Genomic DNA, 18,232 nt, shown 5'->3' with positions numbered 1-18,232 from the left:
TCGGTGGTGGGTCCGGTTCCACACGCTAGCCATCCGCCGGGCGAACCGCGCGCCGAACGGCGCGGTCCGTCCCAGACTGGGAGGAAGGGGGTACGGCGGGACGGGGAGCGTGATGACGGACAGGACGATGCGCGCGTGGTCGGTGGTGGCTCCCGGGCCGGTGGAGGGCGCGGCGCTGCGGTTCGTGCACAAGCCCGTGCCGGTGCCCGGGGACGGCGAGCTGCTGGTGCGGGTGCGGGCGTGCGGGGTGTGCCGTACCGACCTCCATGTCACGGAGGGTGATCTGGCGGTGCACCGGCGGGGGGTGACTCCCGGGCACGAGGTCGTCGGGGTGGTGGCGGGGCTGGGCGCCGGGGCGAGCGGGTTCGCGCTCGGCGACCGCGTGGGGGTGGCCTGGCTGCGGTCGACGGACGGCACCTGCGGCCACTGTCTGCGCGGCGCGGAGAACCTGTGCCCCGGCTCGCGGTACACGGGCTGGGACGCGGACGGCGGCTACGCCGAGTACACGACCGTACCGGCCGCCTTCGCCCACCCCCTGCCCGGCGACCTGGCCGACGTGGCGCTTGCGCCGCTGCTGTGCGCCGGGATCATCGGCTACCGGGCGCTGCGCCGGGCCGGGCTCCCGCCGGGCGGGCGGCTCGGTCTGTACGGGTTCGGCGGCAGCGCCCATCTGTGTGCCCAGGTGGCCCTGGCGGAGGGCGCCCGCGTGCATGTGCGCACCCGGGGTGCGGCGGCCCGGCGCCTCGCGCTGGAGCTGGGGGCGGCGTCCGCGGGCGAGGTGCACGAGCCGCTGCCGGAGCCCCTGGACAGCGCCATCATGTTCGCGCCCGTCGGGGAGCTGGTCCCGGTGGCGCTGCGGGCGCTGGACCGCGGCGGAGTGCTCGCGGTCGCCGGGATCCACCTCACCGACATCCCGCCGCTGCACTACGAGCGCGAGCTGTTCTACGAGCGGGAGTTGCGCAGCGTCACCGCCAACACCCGTGAGGACGCTCGGGAGTTCCTCGCCCTCGCCGCCCGGTACGGCGTGCGCGCCACCACGCACACCTATCCGCTGTCCCGGGCCGACGAGGCGCTGCGGGATCTCAAGGCGGGCCGGTTCGACGGGGCGGCCGTACTGGTGAACGACGTGACCTGACCGCGCGCGAGGCTCCGCGCGCTCATCCTGCGCGCCCCCTGCGCGCCGCCAGTCCGGACAACATCAACCGGCGCGCGATCACACCATCGTGCCCCATCCGCCTCAACCGGGCGGTTTGCACATCCGGCGCGTGAAACCGCCCCTTTCACGCGGTTCCCGGCGATCACCCGCCGCTGTTTGCCTTGTGTACAGGCAGCGCGTGCTGTCCACCCCGCGCCACGAGGCTGCACGTCACTCACCGTCCACACCGCTCACCCCTGAACCCCCCTCCAGGGAGGGACTGTGTCCGCACCCGAAAGCGCCGCCAATCCCGCCGTCGACGACTCCGCCGCCGCTCCTTCGTTCACCAGCCTCAGCACGCAAGCGGCCCGCCAGCTCACCACGACCACCAAGTCCGAACCCCAGATGCAGGCCATCACCTCGCGATGGCTGCTCAAGATGCTCCCCTGGGTCGACGTCCGGGGCGGCACGTACCGCGTCAACCGGCGCCTCCAGCTGCGGATCGGCCGCGGACGGGTGCAGTTCGACCAGAACGGCGCCGACGACGTGAAGGTCATCCCTCAGACGCTCACCGAACTCCCGGTGCTGCGCGGCTACTCCGACACCGAGGTGCTCCGGCAGGTCGCCTCCCGGTTCCGGGTCCGTGAGGTACGCGCCGGGCAGGTCCTCTTCGAGGCCGGGCAGCCGGTCACCGAGGCCTACCTGGTCGTGCACGGCCGCTTCACCCGCTACACCGCCGGCAAGTACGGAGAGGAGGAGGTCATCGGAGTCGTCACCGGCGGCGAGGGCCTGGGCGACGAGGCCGTCGGCCGCGCCGACCCGCTCTGGCTCAGCTCGGTACGGGCCGAGACCGCGGGCGTGGTCCTGGTGCTGCCCTGGGACTCGCTCATGGACTACGTGGGCCGTGCGCCCTCGCTCGCCGCCCAGTTGGAGGCCTATGCCCAGCGGCAGAGCAAGCCCATGAACCGCAAGGGCGAGGCCGATGTGCCGATGCAGGCCGGCCATGTCGGCGAGCCGACCCTGTCCGGCGGCTTCGTCGACTACGACCTCGACCCGCGCGAGTACGAGCTGTCCCTGACCCAGACCGTGCTGCGGGTGCACACCCGCGTCGCCGACCTCTACAACGACCCGATGGACCAGACCCAGCAACAGCTCAGGCTCACGGTCGAGGAGATCCGCGAGCGCCAGGAGTGGGAGCTGGTCAACAACCGTGAGTTCGGACTGCTCCACAGCACCGCCTACGACCAGCGGATCAGCACGTTCGCCGGGCCGCCGACCCCCGATGACATGGACGAGCTGCTCTCCATGCGCCGCAAGACGAAGCTGTTCCTCGCCCACCCCAAGGCGATCGCCGCGTTCTTCCGCCAGTGCAACCGGCGCGGACTCGTGCCCGGCACGGCGACCCTCGACGGACACGAGGTGCCCGCCTGGCGGGGCGTGCCGCTGCTGCCGTGCGGCAAAATCCCGATCGGCCCGCAGCACACCACCAGCATCATCGCGCTGCGCACCGGCGAGGCCGACCAGGGCGTGGTCGGGCTTTACCAGACCGGGATCCCCGAAGAGTTCCAACCGGGCCTGAACGTGCGGTTCATGGGCATCGACGACGCAGCGATCCTGCGCTACCTGGTCACCGCCTACTACTCAATGGCGATCCTCGTGCCGGACGCCGCCGGAATCCTGGAGAACGTCCAGATCGGCCGGACGGCCGACTGACGGGACGGAACGGAATACCCACATGAGTTCACTCGCGTTCCGGGCGCCCGGCCCGCCGAACCTCGCCCGCTCCGTCCGGGCCCGGCGCGGCGGAGCCGTGCCCGGCCTGCTGTACCGGCCCGCGGTTCCGGCGGACCCCGAGAAGGTGAAGGAGGTGGATGTACGGCTGGAGGCATGGGCCCGCGAGCTGGATCTGTTCCCCACGGCGTGGTCAGGTGACTTCGCGGGGTTCCAGTTCGGCCGGGCCGTGGCGCTCCAGCATCCGGGCGCCGCCGACCTGGAGCGCCTCACGGCCGCCGGGAAACTGCTGCTCGCGGAGAACGTCGTCGACAGCTGCTACTGCGAGGTCTCCGAGGGCCGAGGCGCCTCGGCGCGCGGTCTGGGCGGGCGGCTGGTCATCGCCCAGTCGGCGCTCGACCCCTACCACGGCGACCCCGAGAAGGAGGAGCAGTGGCGGCTCGGCGTCCAGGCGGACGGCCCGCTGCGCTCCTACCACTGGGCACTGAGGGACTACGCCGCCTTCGCCACGCCGAGCCAGACCAACCGGTTCGTGCACGACATCGCGCGGCTGCACCTGGGGTATCTCGGGGAGGCCGCCTGGGCGGAGACCGAGTACATGCCGCAGGTGTGGGAGTACCTGACGATGCGGCAGTTCAACAACTTCCGTCCGTGTCTCTCGCTCGTCGACGCCGTCGACGGCTACGAGCTGCCCGAGCCGCTGTACGCCCGGCCCGAGATCCAGCGGGTGACGGCACTGGCCTGCAACGCCACCACGATCGTCAACGACCTGTACTCGTTCACCAAGGAACTGGCGACCGACCCGACGCATCTGAATCTGCCCGTGGTCGTCGCCGCCAACGAGCGGTGCGGTCTCAAGGACGCCTATCTGGAGTCCGTCGAGATCCACAACCGGGTCATGGCCGCCTTCGAGGAGGAGGCCGAAGTCGTCGCCGCCCTGTCACCCCTGGTCGGCCGCTACACCGAGGGCCTCGCGGCCTGGGTCGCCGGGAACCACGAATGGCACGCCACCAACACCCACCGCTACCACCTGCCCGACTACTGGTAACCCCCGCCCTGACAGCACGTCAGAAACACCAGGAGGAACCCGCGTTGAGCTCCCCCCACGTCGACACCGCGATCGCGCCGGTGCCGCCCCAGTCCAGGTACCAGAACAGTGTGGCGGACTACTGGAACGCCGAGGAGAACCCGGTCAACCTCGAACTCGGAAGGATCGACGACCTCTATCACCACCACTACGGCGTCGGGGACGTCGACTGGTCGGTGCTCGACGACGCCGACCCCGAGCTGCGCGAGGAGCGGATCACCGCCGAACTGCACCGGCTCGAACACGCCCAGGCCGAGCTGCTCGCCGGCCGGCTCGGGCCGCTCTCCGCCGCCGACCGGGTCTTCGACGCCGGCTGCGGGCGCGGCGGCGGCAGTGTGGTGGCGCATCTGCGCCACGGCTGCGAGGCCGACGGTGTCACCCTCTCCGAGAAGCAGGCCGAGTTCGCCAACGAGCAGGCCCGCAAGCGGAGCATCGACAACAGCGTCCGCTACCACTGCCGGGACATGCTCGACACCGGCTTCCCGACCGGCGCGTTCGCGGCGTCGTGGAACAACGAGTCCACCATGTACGTCGAACTGGACCTGCTGTTCGCCGAGCACTCCCGGCTGCTGCGCCGCGGCGGCCGCTATGTGGTGATCACCGGCTGCTACAACGACACCTACGGCCGGGCCTCCCGCGAGGTGTCCCTGATCAACGCCCACTACATCTGCGACATCCATCCGCGCTCGGCGTACTTCCGGGCGATGGCCCGCAACCGGCTGGTCCCGGTCCATGTGCAGGACCTGACCGAAGCGACCATCCCCTACTGGGAGTTGCGCCGCCAGGCCGAGCATCTGGTGACCGGGATCGAGGACACCTTCCTCGACGCCTACCGCAACGGCAGCTTCCAGTACCTGATGATCGCGGCCGACCGGGTGTGAGCCGGATCAGGCCCGCGGCACCTGCGCGGCCGCCTCCCCGGCCAGCGCGAGGGCCGTCCGGCGCAGCCAGTCCTGGCTGCGCCCGCCGGTGAGCAGCAGGTTCAGGGTCTCGACCTGGGTCCGGCCGCGGTCCCCGACGTAGGTGCGCTGCACCACCTTGACCAGGCAGGTGTCCTCGCCCTCCGCGCCCGGCCGGATCAGGGCGCGGCGCCCGGCGAGCTGGGTGAAGGTGCCGTCCTCGGCGGACGGCGGCTGACCGCGGTCGAAGCTCAGGTCGACATGGAGGTCGCTGGTGGTGCTGGTCCAGTCGCAGGACCAGTTTCCGTACCCGGCATCGGGATCGGTGGCGTCGATGCCGGGGACGACGTCGAGGGCGGCGGCGTCCAGCAGGGCGCAGGCGTCCTGCTGGGCCAGCGAGTCGGGCGGGAAGTCGGGACGCCGGTCGAGGGTGCCCTTGCCGAGGACGGTGACGGCACGTTCGACGGCGACGTCGGCGATCTCGCACAGGGGTGCCGGGCCGTCCTCGGCGAGCTTGGCGCTGACGATCACGGTGACCTCGTCGTGGGGCGGCACCAGCAGCCGGGTGCACCGGTCGCTCTCGGCGGGCTGCGGCAGGATCCCGACGCCGTGGCTCGACCGGGTCGCGGTGACCTCGGGCCGCTCGCCGTCGAGGTCGACCATCACATCCACGACGCCGCCGTCCGCGCGGTGCACCAGGACGTCGCAGCGGTCGAAGTTGCCGTAGGCGGCGTCCTGTTCGGTCTCGCCGAACCGGCCGAAGTCGGCGGGCCGGGTGAGGGAGCACAGGTCGGCGGTGCGGTGGTCGGCGAGCGCGGATCGCGACTCGGGCAGGTTCGGCAGGCCGGTCAGGAGCAGATATGCGGCCACCGCGACAGACGTGACCACGGCGGTCGGCCGGCTGCTCTGAAACCGCGCGCGGCGCACCCGCCGCACGGGCAAGGGGTAGGCGCCCACGGCCCGGTTGCGGACCAGCGCGATGTCATGGCCGACGCCGGTGGCCCGCGCCTGCGGTTCCGGGCGGCCCTTGGCCAGGAGCGTCTGCCGGACGTTCCGGAAGACAGCGTCCATGTCGAGGAGGTCGGGTCCGCCCGGCACGCCCTGCTCCAGCGTCTGGACGAGTTCGGCGGTGAAGGCCGGGTACGGCTCCTTGCGCGGAGCGAAGGCCTTCCGGCCGGGTGCGCAGGCCGTCATCACATAGGTGCGGTCGACGGCAGCGCGGTCCGCGAAGTCGTCGGGGCCGCCCATGTACCGCTCGATCGCCGTCCCGCTGAAGCAGCAGTCAAGGATCACCACCTGGCTGTGCGCGTTGCACTCAGTGAGCAGCTCGTGCCGCAGGTCGTCGTAGCGCACCGCGTGGAAGAGCCGGTCGTGGTCGGCGTGCGGCAGCATCAGGCACAGGTCGCCGTCGCGGGAGGGCAGGCCGTGCCCCGCGAAGTAGAGCAGGAAGGTGTCCCGGGCCTGTTGGGCGGCGGCGCGCACCGCCTCGATGACCTCGGCGGGCTGTTCGGGGTTGGCGAGGACGACGCAGTGCTCCTCGGGAAGTCCCAAGAGGCCGGGTTCGGTGAGGAGTTCGGCGATCCTCCGGGTGCCCGCGGCCACTGTGGGCAGCGGGGACATGGTCCGGTAGCCGTCCACGCCGATGACGACCGCGCGGGAGGCGGCGGGATCCGGCAGCGGCACTACACGGACTCCAGATCGGAGCCGGACGTACGGCGCTCCAGCAGGCCGGTCAGCAGACGGACCGTCTCCTCGTCGCACGGCCCCTGCACGGTGACGGAGACGCCGTCGACGGTGAGGGTGACGGCCGGGGCCGAGGGGCGGGCGGCGCGCCAGGCGACGTAGGAGAGGGCGAGGTTGAGCGCGGCGATGCCGTGACCCAGCACGACGTCGATGACGTCGGCGGCGCCCATGGTCGCGTCGTCGGCCGGCGCGCCGAGGCACAGGTCGGCGTGGCCGCGGACGTCCGGGTCGCGGCGCAGCCAGCGGTACAGGTCCAGGGTCGTGGGCCCGTCGTCGGTGGCGACCCGGATCTCGATGCGCATGCTTCTCCCTGTGGATTCGGTGCTCGGCGTTCACGCTAGGAATCAACGGCGGGCACGCTCACGGCAGTTGGCGCGTATCACTCGATCGTGGGGGTGCCCGGTGGACTGTGGTTGACGCGGGTCTTCCGCCGATGGCACGGCTGTGCTTGCCTGGGGAGCCGTTTTCCGGTTCCGGGGCGGGAGTTGCCGCATGCGCAAGGCGTGGATGGCGGGGTTACTGCTCGGCGTGGCGCTGCTCGGCGGCTGCGGGGATCCGACGTCGGGGGCGGACCAGGCACCCGCCCCCGAGGTACCGAGGGCATCGGCCACCACCCAGCAGCAGGCGCCCGCCTCACCGACCGCCGCGGTGAAGGCGCCGACCGTGCTGTACCTCGGCGACTCGCTCGCGATGGAGGCGCAGAAGGTGCTCGGGACCGAGCTGCGCCGGGAGTTGCGCGCCGAGTACACCAGTGCCCCGTACTCGGGCACGACCCCTTGCGACTATCTGGAGGGCACCGGCAAGCGGTCGCTGGTCCCGGACGCCGACAAGGCCGCCACGCTGGTGCGCTCGCTCCGCCCGGACTTCGTGGCGCTCCAGTTCTGGGGCAACGCCTGGGGCTACACGCCCTGCATGGACGGCATCACCCACGACGCCGATCCCCGGACGTACTTCGACCGGTACGCGGCGGATCTGAAGAAGCTCACCGGGCAGATCGCCGCCGCGGGCGGGGACCGCCGCCCGCGGATCGTCTGGGTGCTCCAGGGCCCGGACCCGATCACTCCCGACCGGGTCCGACAGGTGAACGCGCTCTACGAGGAGCAGGCCGACGCCTCGGGCGATCTCGTCGCGGACGCCGGGCGGACGGTGAGCGCCGAGCAGGCCCGCTACACCTGGGTGCGGGAGCTGCCCTGCACGGACTACGAGCGTGCGCACCCGGACTACTGCACCGCGCCGGGCCGTGACCGCACCGCCCTGCACCGCGACGACGACTATCTGCACTTCTGTCTGGCGCCCACCACATCGACCCCGAAGCCGTGCCCGGTCCGGTCGCCCGGCATCCTGCGGATGGCGCGGGAGGTCACCCGGGTGATCCGCGGCGACTGAGGTCTCACTCGCCGTCGTACGCCTTCTTCAGGGCGGCGATGTCGAGCTTGCCCATGCTGAGCATCGCCTGCGTGGCGCGCGATGCCTTCGCCGGGTCCGGGTCGCTGGTCATGGCGTCGAGGCTGTCGGGGATGACCTGCCAGGACACGCCGTACCGGTCCTTGAGCCAGCCGCAGGGGCCGGGCTCGCCGCCGTTCTCGATGAGCCTGTTCCAGTAGTAGTCGATCTCCTCCTGGTCCTCGCAGAAGATCATGAGGGAGATCGCCTCGTTGAACTTGAACTGCGGGCCGCCGTTGAGCGCGAGGAACGGGTGGCCGTTGGCCGTGAACTCCACCGTCATCACCGTTCCGGCGGGGCGCATGGAGCCCTCGGGGTAGCGGGCCGTCCTGCCGATGCTGGAGTTCTTGAAGACGGAGACGTAGAAGTCGGCGGCTTCCTCGGCCTGGGTGTCGAACCAGAGACACGTGGTGAAACCGTTGCTGGCCATGAGTACCTCCTGGGCGTGGAACGCGGTCACCTGTATCGACCCATGCTCGCGCCGGAACTCATCGCTCTGCTCTGGGCGAATCTGCCGCGGGCAGAGAAATCCCCGGTGGAGCGGGTCCGCGGGCAACAGTGGAGTCGACGGTATCCACGCCACGACGAGGAGATCCCATGACTCCACTCACCGCGCTCGCTCCGCGGGCGGAGGAGGGCGACACCCCGCCCACCCGGTTCGACGACCAGTTGGCGGCTCAGTTGCTCGGGCAGCGGATCGTGCTGCTGGGCACCCAGGTCGACGAGGTCTCCGCGAACCGGGTGTGCGCGCAGTTGCTGATCCTTTCCGCGGAGGACCCGCGCACCGACATCAGCCTGTTCATCAACAGCCCGGGCGGCTCGGTCCACGCGGGCCTCGCCATCTACGACACGATGCGGCTGATCCCGAACGACGTCTCGACGCTCGCGATGGGGTTCGCCGCCAGCATGGGCCAGTTCCTGCTGAGCGTCGGCGCCGCGGGCAAGCGTTACTCGCTGCCCAACGCGCGGATCATGATGCACCAGCCGTCGGCCGGGATCGGCGGCACCACCGCGGACATCGAGATCCAGGCGGAGAACCTGGAGCACACGAAGAAGACCATCGAGCGGATCACCGCCGAGCACACCGGCCAGAGCCCGGAGACGATCTCCCGCGACGGCGACCGGGACCGCTGGTTCACGGCCGAGGAGGCCCTCGAGTACGGCATGGTCGACCGGGTGGTGGAGTCCTTCACGGATGTCAGCCCGGCTGCCGGAAAACGACGGATGGGGCTGTAGTCATGGGGAGTTACACGATTCCGAACGTCATCGAGCGCACCCCGCAGGGTGAGCGTTCCTTCGATGTGTTCAGCCGCCTGCTGAACGAGCGGATCATCTTTCTGGGCACGGAGATCGACGACGGGGTGGCCAATGTCGTCATCGCGCAACTCCTCCATCTGGAGTCGGCGGCGCCCGAGCACGAGATCGCGATCTACATCAACTCCCCCGGTGGATCGTTCACTTCGCTGATGGCGATCTACGACACGATGACCTACGTCCAGGCGCCGATCTCCACGTTCTGCGTGGGGCAGGCGGCGTCCACGGCGGCGGTGCTGCTGGCGGGCGGGGATCCCGGGCGGCGGTCGGTGCTGGAGCACTCCCGGGTGCTGCTCGGCCAGCCGGCCAGCGGCGGGCGGCAGGGCACGGTCTCCGACCTGGCGCTCCAGGCCAAGGAGATGGTCCGGATCCGCGCACAGGTCGAGGAGGTGCTGGCCCGGCACACCCACCACGAGGTGGCGACGCTGCGCGCCGACATGGACCGCGACAAGGTGTTCACCGCCGAGGAGGCCGTGGCGTACGGCCTCGCCGACCAGGTGGTGAGCCGGCGCCTCGCCGGGGTGTGAGGCGCCGGGCGGCGGCCGTCAGGCGGCCAGGCAGAGTCCGTTGTACGACGATCCGGCCGTGCCGCGTCCGCCGACCGTGCTGTGGCGGCTGGTGAGGCGGATCAGCTCGCCCTGGGCCCGGGACAGCAGGTCGCCGAGGCCGAGCCCGAGGGCGTGGGCGGCGGCCGCGAGGACCTCCGAGGAGGCCTCCTTGCGGCCGCGTTCCACCTCGGAGAGGTAGGGCATCGAGATCCGGGCGGCGTCGGCCACGTCCTTGAGGGTGCGCTCCTGGGCGAGGCGCTCGCGCCGCAGGACGTCACCGACCAGGTCCCGCCACAGGGGTTCCCTGGGTGCGGGCCCGGAGTCGGGGCGCGGGGGTTCCTGGCGCATCGGCGGGCGCAGCGGGATCACGCGGGCTTGGTTCGGCGCTTGGTTGCTCACCTTCCCAGCCTAGGAGCCGTGGCCGCGCGGGGAAGGGTCCGGCGTTCTGCCCTGGGAAGAATCGCCCTGCGCGAACAGGGAGTTGACCGGACCTCGGTCACCGGCCGGTCAGCCGGACCACCGCGCGGATCCGCTTGCCGACCGGGACGCGTTCGACGGCGACGTCCGTCGCCAGCGCGTGCACTATCTCCAGGCCGTGCCGTCCGACCCGCTCGGGGTCGCGGGGAAAGCGGCGGGGCGGTGCGGCGCTGCTGTCGTAGACGCAGACCGCGACCTGGGCGTCGGTGCCCTCCAGGTCCAGGATGTACGGGCCGTTGCTGTGCCGGTCGGCGTTGGTGACCAGCTCGCTGACGACCAGCAGGACCGCTTCGTGGGTCCGGTCGCCGATGTCGGCGCACCATTCCGTGCGCAGCCGGCCGAGGAAGACGGTGGCGAAGGAGCGTGCCTCGGCGATGCACCCCGGCTCCCCGCTGTAGTGGGCCGCCTGCCGGAGCGGTTCCACGGGCACGTCGAAGCCGGTCGGAATCACTGCCCCGTCGTGTTCGATCATGCGTGTCTCTCTCGGAAGCCGGCCTCGGCCGGACGCTGCTGCACCAGCCCTCTTACCCAGTGCCGCGCCGGGCAGTCCCCGTGCCGGGAGCCGGGTGCGTCACACCGCGGGCGAGAGAGAGGGACTCCCGCTCGTCGCGAGCGAGGTGGAGGCCGTGGCGGTCGTGGTGGAAGCGAGCGGCACCTCGGGGCTGGAGGTGCCGGCCGTCTCCGGTTCCGACGGGGGTTCCGAGGTCGGCGGGCTCGTCGGCTCGGACGGGGTGGTCGGCTCGGAGGGCGAGGTCGGTGCGGACGGTGACGTCGGGCAGTCGGTCGCCTCACCGGTGGGCGTTCCCGTGGGCGGCGACGGGCAGGCCGTCGTGGTGCCGGGGGACGTCGAGGGCGGTGTGATCGTCGACGGCTTGGGCTGGTGGGCGGGCGGGTCCGTCTTCTGGTCCTTGCCCCCGGTGTCGCCGGGGTGCCGGTGGAACCAGTCGTCGTGCTCGGGGTCGTAGACCACGAAGACATTGATGACGACCGTGGCGGGCTGGACCACCACCACGTTCGAGGAGCTGTACGACGGCCAGGAGTCGCCGGTGGGCTTCGGCGTGGACTGCTGGGCGACCGGCGGGGTCAGCGGGTTGCCGCAGGCGCAGCGAACCCGGGGCTCGCCGCGGTCGTCGACGAGGACGGCGGTGCCGCTCTGGAGGACGGCCTGATAGCTGGTGGCGCTGCCGTCGCGGTAGCCGTGGTTGGTGACGCGGGTGTCCATGCGCAGTTGCACGGGGGTCAGGTCACGCAGATAGGCCGGGACACCGGACGGGTCGACGCCGGCCACGGAGGCGAACGCCTTGTTCTTCGCCGGGGCCGCCTGGAGCGCCTTGATCTGCTTCTCCACATCGCAGCTCGCGACGTTGCGGGTGCCGCCGTACAGACCGGGGGCGCCGCCGTCGACACCCTGGACGGCATTGGCGGAGTCGGTGGCGGCCGGGGTCGGGGTGACCGGTGGGGCGGAGCTGTCCGTGGCGGTGGACTCGGTGAAGGGGTCGGGGCCGGACTTGCCCGCGGCCTGGAGGAAGACCTCGCCGCCGGAGCCGGAGCCGCCGTCACCGCGGCTGAAGACCAGGGCGATCACCACGGCGGCCACCACCGCCGTGGCCACGACGGCGATGCGCGGTACGGATCGCCACCAGGGCCGGTGGGGTTCCGGCTCCGGGGGGACACCGCCGCCACCGCTGCCGCCGGTGGGCGGGCCGGGCGGGACTCCGCCGCCGCTGCTCGGAGGCTGGGAGGAGGGGACTCCGCCGCTGCCGGAGGGCGGTCCGGCAGGCGGTTGCGAGGGACCGGACAGGGGGCCCGAGGGGGGTCCCGTGGGGCGTCCGGACGACGGAGGTTCGACGCTCACGATCCCTTCTTCCCGATGCGGGACTTTCGCGACAATTCATCTCATTAGCCGCGTTTCCACATCGTGACCATTGTGTGCTCCTGTCCCGCGCGGTGCGCAAGCCGACGCGGACGGACCTCCCGGCGGGCGGGCGGCGCCGGTGCTGCTTAGCGTGGCAGGGTGAGCGCTCGCACCCCCTCCGACCAGGCAGTTGCCCGGCACGGCTGGCCGCAGGCCCTGATCGCCGTGCTGGCCGGGCTGATCGCCATGGGGGTCGTCGCCGCGCTGGGCCTGTGGGCGGCGGGCGCGACGGACCTGCCGGACAACGCCTTCCCCCGGGTCGTCGCCGCGACCGTGGTCACGGCCGTCGGCGGCACGGTCGAGATGTCGGGCGACGCCGGCGGCCTCGCCGAGTCCGCGGCCGGTCTCACCGTGATCCCCCTCTCCGTCACGCTCGCCGGTGCCCTGGTGACTGCCGCCGCCTTCCTGCGGCCGCTGCGACACCGGGCGGTGACGGGTGCGCGCGAACTGGCGGGCTGGGCCGGCCGGGTCGCCCTGCTGTGGCTGCTGGCGCTGCTGGGTCTGGCCCTGACCGCCCGCCAGGACTTCACCATCGCGCTCGGTGACGACACGCTGAGCGACCTGGGTGAGCTGTTCGGGGTCTCGCCGAAGGTGGGCTTTCGCACCGACGTCCCGGCGACGCTGTTCTTCGGACTGCTGTGGCTCGCGGGCGTCATGATCCTCGCCCTGCTGGTGTCGCGGGGCGCTCCGCTGCCGCCCCGGCTGCTGCGCTTCCAGGAGTCGGTGCGCCCTGCCGCGTACGCCATGGTCGTGCTGCTGCTGGCCTGCGTCGCCCTGGGTGTGGTGATCGGCCTGGTCGTGGCCGTGGCCCGCGGGCACGCGCGGGAGACCCTCGCCGTCATTCTGCTCGGGCTGCCGAACCTGGTGTGGCTGGCGCTCACCATCGGCTTGGGCGCCACCTGGGAGGGCCGGGTGGACGGCCCGTTCGGCCTGCCGATGCCGCATGTGCTGGACGAGGTGCTGCGCGGTAAGGAGACCGCGACCCTCAACCTCGGCACGCTCGCCGACTACGACGGCCGGGTGTGGTGGCTGGTGGCCGTGGACGCGGTGCTGGTCCTGGCGGCGGCGTTCGTGATGGCGGCCCGTTCCCCGCGGCGGATGCGTGCTTGGCAGCACGCCGTTCATCTGGGCGTGGCGCTGGTCCTCACGGTGCTGATGATCTGCCTCGTCGGGCGGATCTCCGCGCATTACGGGCTGTCGGTGCTGGGCATCGGGGATCTCGGGGGTGATCTGGGCGGGGAGCTGCTGTTGGAGCCACAGGTGTGGGGGGCGCTGGGGTTCGCGGTGCTGTGGGGGCTGGTCGGGGGCTTCCTCGGGGGGCTGCTCGCGCAGGGGGTGCGGCGGAGGGTGGGACGGTAGGCCGGTCAGCGCCGACTGCCGAAGAACGGCTCGGCCCACCGGGGCGGTGGCTTCGGTTCCGTCGCCCTCTCCCCGGGCTCACCCCGCTCCACCAGCCCCTCCGGTTCCCGCTGCTCCTCCACGACCCTCAGGTCCACCTGCGTCGGCGGATGCGCCACCGCCTCCCCCACCACCTCCGGCTCATCGCCGCGCAGGGCGGTGCGCAGTGCGGCGACGAAGGCGAGGCAGGACTCGTAGCGGGCATCGGGGCTCTTCGCCAGGCCCTTGGCGAACACGGCGTCGACGGGGGCCGGAAGGTCGGGCCGCAGGGTCGTCAGCGGTGGCGGCTGGTCGTACTGGTGCGCCCACAGCAGCGCCATGTCGTCGTCGCGCCGGAAGGGTGGCTGCCCGGTCAGGCACTCGTGGACGACACAGGCGAAGCCGTACACGTCGCAGCGCGCGTCGACCGGCTTGCCGGAGATCTGTTCCGGCGCCACGTAGTCGAGGGTGCCGACGAACTGGCCGACGGTCGTGACCCCGGTCAGGGACAGGGACTTCTTCGTCAGTCCGAAGTCGGTCAGATAGGCGTGCTCCGGGTGGTCGCTGTCCGTGCCGCGGGCGACCAGGATGTTGCCGGGCTTCACGTCCCGGTGGACCAGTCCGTGCTCGTGGGCCGCATCCAGCGCGGAGGCCACCTGCGCGGCGATCCGCACGGCCGTCGCGGGCGGCAACGGGCCCTGGCGGTCCAGCAGATGGCGCAGATCGCTGCCGGCGACGTAGCGCATGGCGATGAACAGGACGCCGTCCGTCTCGCCCGCCTCGAAGACCGGCACGATGTGCGGATGGTCGATCGCCGCGGCGGCCCGGGACTCGTGGCTGAAGCGGCGGCGGAAGGTGTCGTTACGGGCGAGTTCGGGGGCGAGGAGCTTCAGGGCGACCGGACGGTCCAGGCGCAGATCACGGGCGCGGTAGACGACGGCCATGCCACCGCGGCCGATCTCCTCCTCGATGCGGTACCCGGCGACCTGCCGGCCGATCAGCTCGGAGGGGCGGCCGGAGAACAGGCTCGTCTCACGGGCCATCCGGGGTCACCACCCGGGTCGCGGCGAGGCCGGGGTCCCCGGTGTCGGCGCGGGGCGCCTCGTCCGTGGTGAAGGTGCTCAGGCGCAGTCCGTCGGCGTACACCCAGCGCCCGTGGTCGGCGTCGTACAGCCACACGTGCTCGCCCTCGACGACCACCCCGATCCGCAGTCCGCGCGTGCGGTTCCGGAAGGACTCGCCGTCCAGGCCCCCGGCGGCCAGGTCCTCCACCGCGGACCGGTAGCGGGACAGGGTCTGCTCGGCGCGGGCGAGGTGGGGTCGCGGATCGGCGGTGCGCGCCGGGGCCGCGTCGGGCACGGGCGGGTCCTGGGGTACGGCGACCAGGTGGCGGGCGTCGACCCAGGCAGACCAGCCGTTGGCGCACAGCACGCGCCCCCAGTCGCCGCGCCGTTCGAGGAGCTGTACGGGCAGCAGCGCGTCCAGGGGAATCGTGGGCCGGGCCGGGTCGGGGACCTCCCAGGCGGGCATTCCGCGGCTGGGGACGACATGCGTGGGCCGGAAGCCTGGAGTCGCCATGGCATGCGCCTACTTCCGCATCACGACGGGTTCCTGGCGACGGAGCAGCCAGGAGACCACGTAGCCGAAGACCACCGACAGGACGAGCAGCATGCCGATGTTGAGCAGCCACACGCCCGTCGAGTGCTCGAACAGCGGGTCGCCGGTCAGGTCGCCGGGCACGATCCGCGCCAGGTCGACGGTCCCGGCCATCGCGCCGAGCGCCCACCGCGAGGGCACCAGCCAGGAGAGCTGCTCCAGGCCGGGTACCCCGTCGAGCTTGAGCAGGGCGCCGCAGAAGACGACCTGGACGATGGCCAGCAGGACCAGCAGCGGCATCGTCACCTCTTCCTTGCGCACCAGCGCGGAGACCAGCAGGCCGAGCATCATCGCGGTGAAGGCCAGCAGCGCCACGGCGATGGTGATCTCGATCAGCGGTGGCATCAGCACGCCCTCGCCGCCGGGGGCGTTGAGATCGACGCCGAGCAGGGCGACCAGGGTGAGTACCACGGCCTGGAGCACGGTGACCGTGCCGAGGACCACGACCTTCGACATCAGGTAGGCCGATCTGGACAGGCCGACGGCGCGTTCGCGCCGGTAGATCACGCGTTCCTTGACCAGTTCGCGCACGGCGTTGGCCGCGCCGGTGAGGACCGCGCCGACGCACAGGATGAGCAGCGCGTTCATCGCGGTGTCCCGGGTCAGGGCGCTGCCGGCCAGGGCGCGGGCCATGGCGCCCATCACGAAGGGCAGGGCGATCATGATGGCGAGGAAGGTGCGGTCGGCGCTGAGGGCTGCGGTGTAGCGGCGGATCAGGGTGCCGAGCTGGGCGCCGCGGCTGCGCGGCCGGCGCGGCGGGGTGATGACGACCGGTCCAGTGCGGGTGAGCCGGGGCTGTGCGGTGGCGTCGATGACGTACCGGCGGTGCAGCGGTGAGCTGGTGTAGCCGCCGGCCCAGTTGCGGTCCTGGTCGCGTTCGAAGGCCTCGAAGGCCTCCGGCCACTCGTCGAAGCCGAAGAACGGGAGGGCGTCCTCGGGCGGCCCGTAGTAGGCGATCCGGCCGCCGGGCGCCAGGACCAGGAGGCGGTCGCAGACGTCGAGGCTGAGGACGCTGTGGGTGACGACGATGACGGTGCGGCCGTCGTCCGCGAGGCCCCGCAGCATGTGCATCACCGAGCGGTCCATGCCGGGGTCGAGTCCCGAGGTCGGTTCGTCGAGGAAGAGCAGGGAGGGCTTGGTGAGCAGTTCCAGGGCCACGCTCACGCGTTTGCGCTGGCCGCCGGAGAGGCTGTGCACGGGCTGTCCGGCGCGCTGTTCCAGACCGAGCTCGCGGATCACCTCGTCCACCCGGGCCTGGCGTTCGGCCTTGGCGGTGTCCTGCGGGAAGCGCAGTTCGGCGGCGTAGGACAGGGCGGCGCGGACGGTGAGCTGGGCGTGCAGGATGTCGTCCTGCGGGACCAGGCCGATGCGCTGGCGCAGTTCGGCGTAGTCGCGGTAGAGGTCGCGGCCGTCGTAGACGACGGTGCCGTGGTCGGCGGGCCGCTGTCCGGTGAGGGCGTTGAGCAGGGTGGACTTTCCGGCGCCGCTCGGTCCGACGACGGCCAGCAGGCACTTCTCCCCCACCGGGAAGGAGACGTCGTCGAGGAGGGTCTTGCGGCCGCGGTCGACGGCGACGGTGAGGTCCTGCACCTCCAGGGAGATCTCGCCGGTGTCGACGTACTCCTGGAGCTCGTCGCCGACCAGGCAGAACGCCGAGTGTCCGATGCCGATGACATCGCCGGGGCGGACGGCGGCGGTGGTGACGGGGGCGCCGTTGAGGAAGGTGCCGTTGTGGCTGCCCAGATCGGTGATCTCGTGGCCGCCGTCCGGCAGGCCGCGCAGCTCGGCGTGGTGGCGGGAGACGATCAGGTCGTCGATGACGAGGTCGTTGTCGGGGGCGCGGCCGATGCGGACGGTGCGGGTGGCGGGCATGGGCCGGACGCTGGTCGGCTGCCGGAAGGTGCCGGTCTGCGCGGGCATGGAGACGGCCGAGGGGCGTTCCGGACCGGGTGCGGGGCGGCCGAGGAGGACGGCGCGGGGGCCGTCGGCGGGGTTGCCGAAGCGGATCACGGTGCCGGGGCCGACGTCCCGTTCCTGGACGCGGCGGCCCTCGGTGTAGGTGCCGTTGGTGCTGTGCTCGTCCTGGAGCGTCCAGTGGTCGGTCTCGGGGTGCAGGACCGCGTGGTGCCAGGAGACCCGGGCGTCGTCGATGACGATGTCGCTCAGCGGGTCGCGCCCTACGTGGTAGTCGCGGCTCGGGGTCATCACGGTGGAGCCCGACTCGGTCTCCAGCACGAGTACGGGCGCAGTCGGTGCGAGCGGTCGCTCCGCCATGCCAGAATTCTACCGATTCGCCCCTTTGCGCGCCTGGCGCGGACGATCAGCGCATGATCAGGCGACGGGGACGACCAGGGCGGGGATGGTGCGCTGCATACGCATCGCGTCGATCGACTCGGCGAGCAGTTCGTACTCGGTGGTGTCGTCGCTCGTGGCGATCCGGATCAGCCGTCCGGCGGCCAACTGCTCGGCGACCAGCTCCTGTTGACGCGCGTCACCGCACCAGGTACGGAGCACCGTGGGCACGTCGGGCACGGTCGCGGCGACCGGGACGAGGGCGCTCGGCGGAAAGTGTTCGGCCTCGGGGTGCGGATCCAGACGCTCGGCGATCCAGGAGGCCCGGTCCCGCAACCACCACAGAGCGAGGGCTAAAGTGGGCGCCCGGTAGGTGCCGAGCGGTACACCGATACGCCGGCCGCCGCAAGTGCCGTACGCGGTGACATGGCACAGGAATTCGTCGTGCACGTCTCACTCCCCCGTGAGCTGATCGCCTCTCGGCAGGGCCTCGCTTCCCGTGCGGCTCCGGTGCGTTGCGTGATCAAACCTTCGCTCCGCGTGAAGGTCCCTCTTCAGATGAGTATGTTCACTACTGAATCACTGTCACCATGACTTTCCGGCCAGTCTCCTGGC

Annotated in this window: 18 protein-coding genes; 8 read left to right on the top strand and 10 right to left on the bottom strand. The window is 71.7% G+C overall.

Going from position 1 to position 18,232, the window contains the following annotated elements; all coding sequences use genetic code 11:
* The first annotated feature begins 127 nt into the window (after positions 1–127).
* The 4 genes from BN159_RS40970 to BN159_RS40955 all read left to right on the top strand — a co-directional run bounded on the left by BN159_RS40970 (position 128) and on the right by BN159_RS40955 (position 4,834).
* Positions 128–1,135 (top strand): zinc-binding alcohol dehydrogenase family protein, encoded by a 1,008-nt coding sequence (locus tag BN159_RS40970; protein WP_193384360.1) that lies wholly within the window; start codon positions 128–130, stop codon positions 1,133–1,135.
* A 282-nt stretch (positions 1,136–1,417) separates the two neighbouring features.
* Complete coding sequence (locus BN159_RS40965; protein WP_015662969.1) at positions 1,418–2,848, top strand: family 2B encapsulin nanocompartment shell protein; 1,431 nt, start codon at positions 1,418–1,420, stop codon at positions 2,846–2,848.
* Between the two features lie 22 nt (positions 2,849–2,870).
* Positions 2,871–3,914, top strand: a complete 1,044-nt coding sequence (locus tag BN159_RS40960) for a family 2 encapsulin nanocompartment cargo protein terpene cyclase (protein WP_015662968.1) — start codon at positions 2,871–2,873, stop codon at positions 3,912–3,914.
* A gap of 44 nt (positions 3,915–3,958) precedes the next feature.
* Positions 3,959–4,834: a geranyl diphosphate 2-C-methyltransferase gene (locus tag BN159_RS40955; RefSeq protein ID WP_015662967.1), complete on the top strand. Its 876-nt coding sequence runs from the start codon at positions 3,959–3,961 to the stop codon at positions 4,832–4,834.
* Positions 4,835–4,840: 6 nt separating this feature from the next.
* Here BN159_RS40955 and BN159_RS43110 read toward each other — a convergent pair whose 3' ends face one another.
* The gene (locus BN159_RS43110; protein WP_015662966.1) at positions 4,841–6,535 is read right to left on the bottom strand and encodes a caspase family protein; all 1,695 of its coding nucleotides are present in this window, start codon (positions 6,533–6,535) and stop codon (positions 4,841–4,843) included.
* Positions 6,535–6,897 carry an effector-associated constant component EACC1 gene (locus BN159_RS40940; protein ID WP_015662965.1) on the bottom strand — a complete coding sequence of 121 codons (363 nt, stop codon included), beginning with the start codon at positions 6,895–6,897 and terminating at the stop codon, positions 6,535–6,537. The genes BN159_RS43110 and BN159_RS40940 overlap by 1 nt, the downstream gene beginning before the upstream one ends.
* A gap of 190 nt (positions 6,898–7,087) precedes the next feature.
* Between BN159_RS40940 and BN159_RS40935 the strand changes: the two genes are divergently transcribed.
* A complete protein-coding gene (locus BN159_RS40935) occupies positions 7,088–7,981 on the top strand; it encodes a hypothetical protein (RefSeq protein ID WP_015662964.1) in 894 nt (297 codons plus the stop codon).
* A 4-nt stretch (positions 7,982–7,985) separates the two neighbouring features.
* Here BN159_RS40935 and BN159_RS40930 read toward each other — a convergent pair whose 3' ends face one another.
* Complete coding sequence (locus BN159_RS40930) at positions 7,986–8,468, bottom strand: VOC family protein (protein WP_015662963.1); 483 nt, start codon at positions 8,466–8,468, stop codon at positions 7,986–7,988.
* A 167-nt stretch (positions 8,469–8,635) separates the two neighbouring features.
* Here BN159_RS40930 and BN159_RS40925 point away from each other — a divergent pair, with 167 nt between their 5' ends.
* Both BN159_RS40925 and BN159_RS40920 read left to right on the top strand, forming a co-directional pair.
* Positions 8,636–9,274 carry an ATP-dependent Clp protease proteolytic subunit gene (locus BN159_RS40925; RefSeq protein ID WP_015662962.1) on the top strand — a complete coding sequence of 213 codons (639 nt, stop codon included), beginning with the start codon at positions 8,636–8,638 and terminating at the stop codon, positions 9,272–9,274.
* Between the two features lie 2 nt (positions 9,275–9,276).
* Positions 9,277–9,879, top strand: a complete 603-nt coding sequence (locus BN159_RS40920; protein WP_015662961.1) for a ClpP family protease — start codon at positions 9,277–9,279, stop codon at positions 9,877–9,879.
* 18 nt (positions 9,880–9,897) lie between these two features.
* Here BN159_RS40920 and BN159_RS40915 read toward each other — a convergent pair whose 3' ends face one another.
* The 3 genes from BN159_RS40915 to BN159_RS40905 all read right to left on the bottom strand — a co-directional run bounded on the left by BN159_RS40915 (position 9,898) and on the right by BN159_RS40905 (position 12,232).
* Positions 9,898–10,299, bottom strand: coding sequence for a helix-turn-helix domain-containing protein (locus BN159_RS40915; RefSeq protein WP_015662960.1), 402 nt, complete (start codon positions 10,297–10,299; stop codon positions 9,898–9,900).
* 97 nt (positions 10,300–10,396) lie between these two features.
* The gene (locus BN159_RS40910) at positions 10,397–10,849 is read right to left on the bottom strand and encodes an ATP-binding protein (protein WP_015662959.1); all 453 of its coding nucleotides are present in this window, start codon (positions 10,847–10,849) and stop codon (positions 10,397–10,399) included.
* Positions 10,850–10,948: 99 nt separating this feature from the next.
* Complete coding sequence (locus tag BN159_RS40905) at positions 10,949–12,232, bottom strand: DUF6777 domain-containing protein (protein ID WP_015662958.1); 1,284 nt, start codon at positions 12,230–12,232, stop codon at positions 10,949–10,951.
* A gap of 159 nt (positions 12,233–12,391) precedes the next feature.
* Here BN159_RS40905 and BN159_RS40900 point away from each other — a divergent pair, with 159 nt between their 5' ends.
* Positions 12,392–13,651 (top strand): streptophobe family protein, encoded by a 1,260-nt coding sequence (locus BN159_RS40900; protein ID WP_015662957.1) that lies wholly within the window; start codon positions 12,392–12,394, stop codon positions 13,649–13,651.
* A 5-nt stretch (positions 13,652–13,656) separates the two neighbouring features.
* Here the strand turns inward: BN159_RS40900 and BN159_RS40895 are convergent, their stop codons facing one another.
* The 4 genes from BN159_RS40895 to BN159_RS40880 are packed head-to-tail and all read right to left on the bottom strand — an operon-like array spanning position 13,657 to position 18,067.
* Entirely contained in the window at positions 13,657–14,712 is a 1,056-nt protein-coding gene (locus BN159_RS40895) for a serine/threonine-protein kinase (protein WP_015662956.1), read from the bottom strand.
* Positions 14,702–15,247 carry an SH3 domain-containing protein gene (locus BN159_RS40890; RefSeq protein ID WP_015662955.1) on the bottom strand — a complete coding sequence of 182 codons (546 nt, stop codon included), beginning with the start codon at positions 15,245–15,247 and terminating at the stop codon, positions 14,702–14,704. The genes BN159_RS40895 and BN159_RS40890 overlap by 11 nt, the downstream gene beginning before the upstream one ends.
* A 9-nt stretch (positions 15,248–15,256) precedes the next feature.
* Positions 15,257–17,599 (bottom strand): FHA domain-containing protein, encoded by a 2,343-nt coding sequence (locus tag BN159_RS40885; protein WP_015662954.1) that lies wholly within the window; start codon positions 17,597–17,599, stop codon positions 15,257–15,259.
* A 57-nt stretch (positions 17,600–17,656) separates the two neighbouring features.
* Positions 17,657–18,067 (bottom strand): hypothetical protein, encoded by a 411-nt coding sequence (locus tag BN159_RS40880; RefSeq protein ID WP_015662953.1) that lies wholly within the window; start codon positions 18,065–18,067, stop codon positions 17,657–17,659.
* Positions 18,068–18,232 lie beyond the last annotated feature (165 nt).

It is taken from the genome of Streptomyces davaonensis JCM 4913, assembly GCF_000349325.1.
GTDB classification, from domain to species: Bacteria; Actinomycetota; Actinomycetes; order Streptomycetales; family Streptomycetaceae; genus Streptomyces; species Streptomyces davaonensis.
Note: the sequence above shows the minus strand (reverse complement) of the source record. Positions and strands in the feature narration are given on the sequence as shown.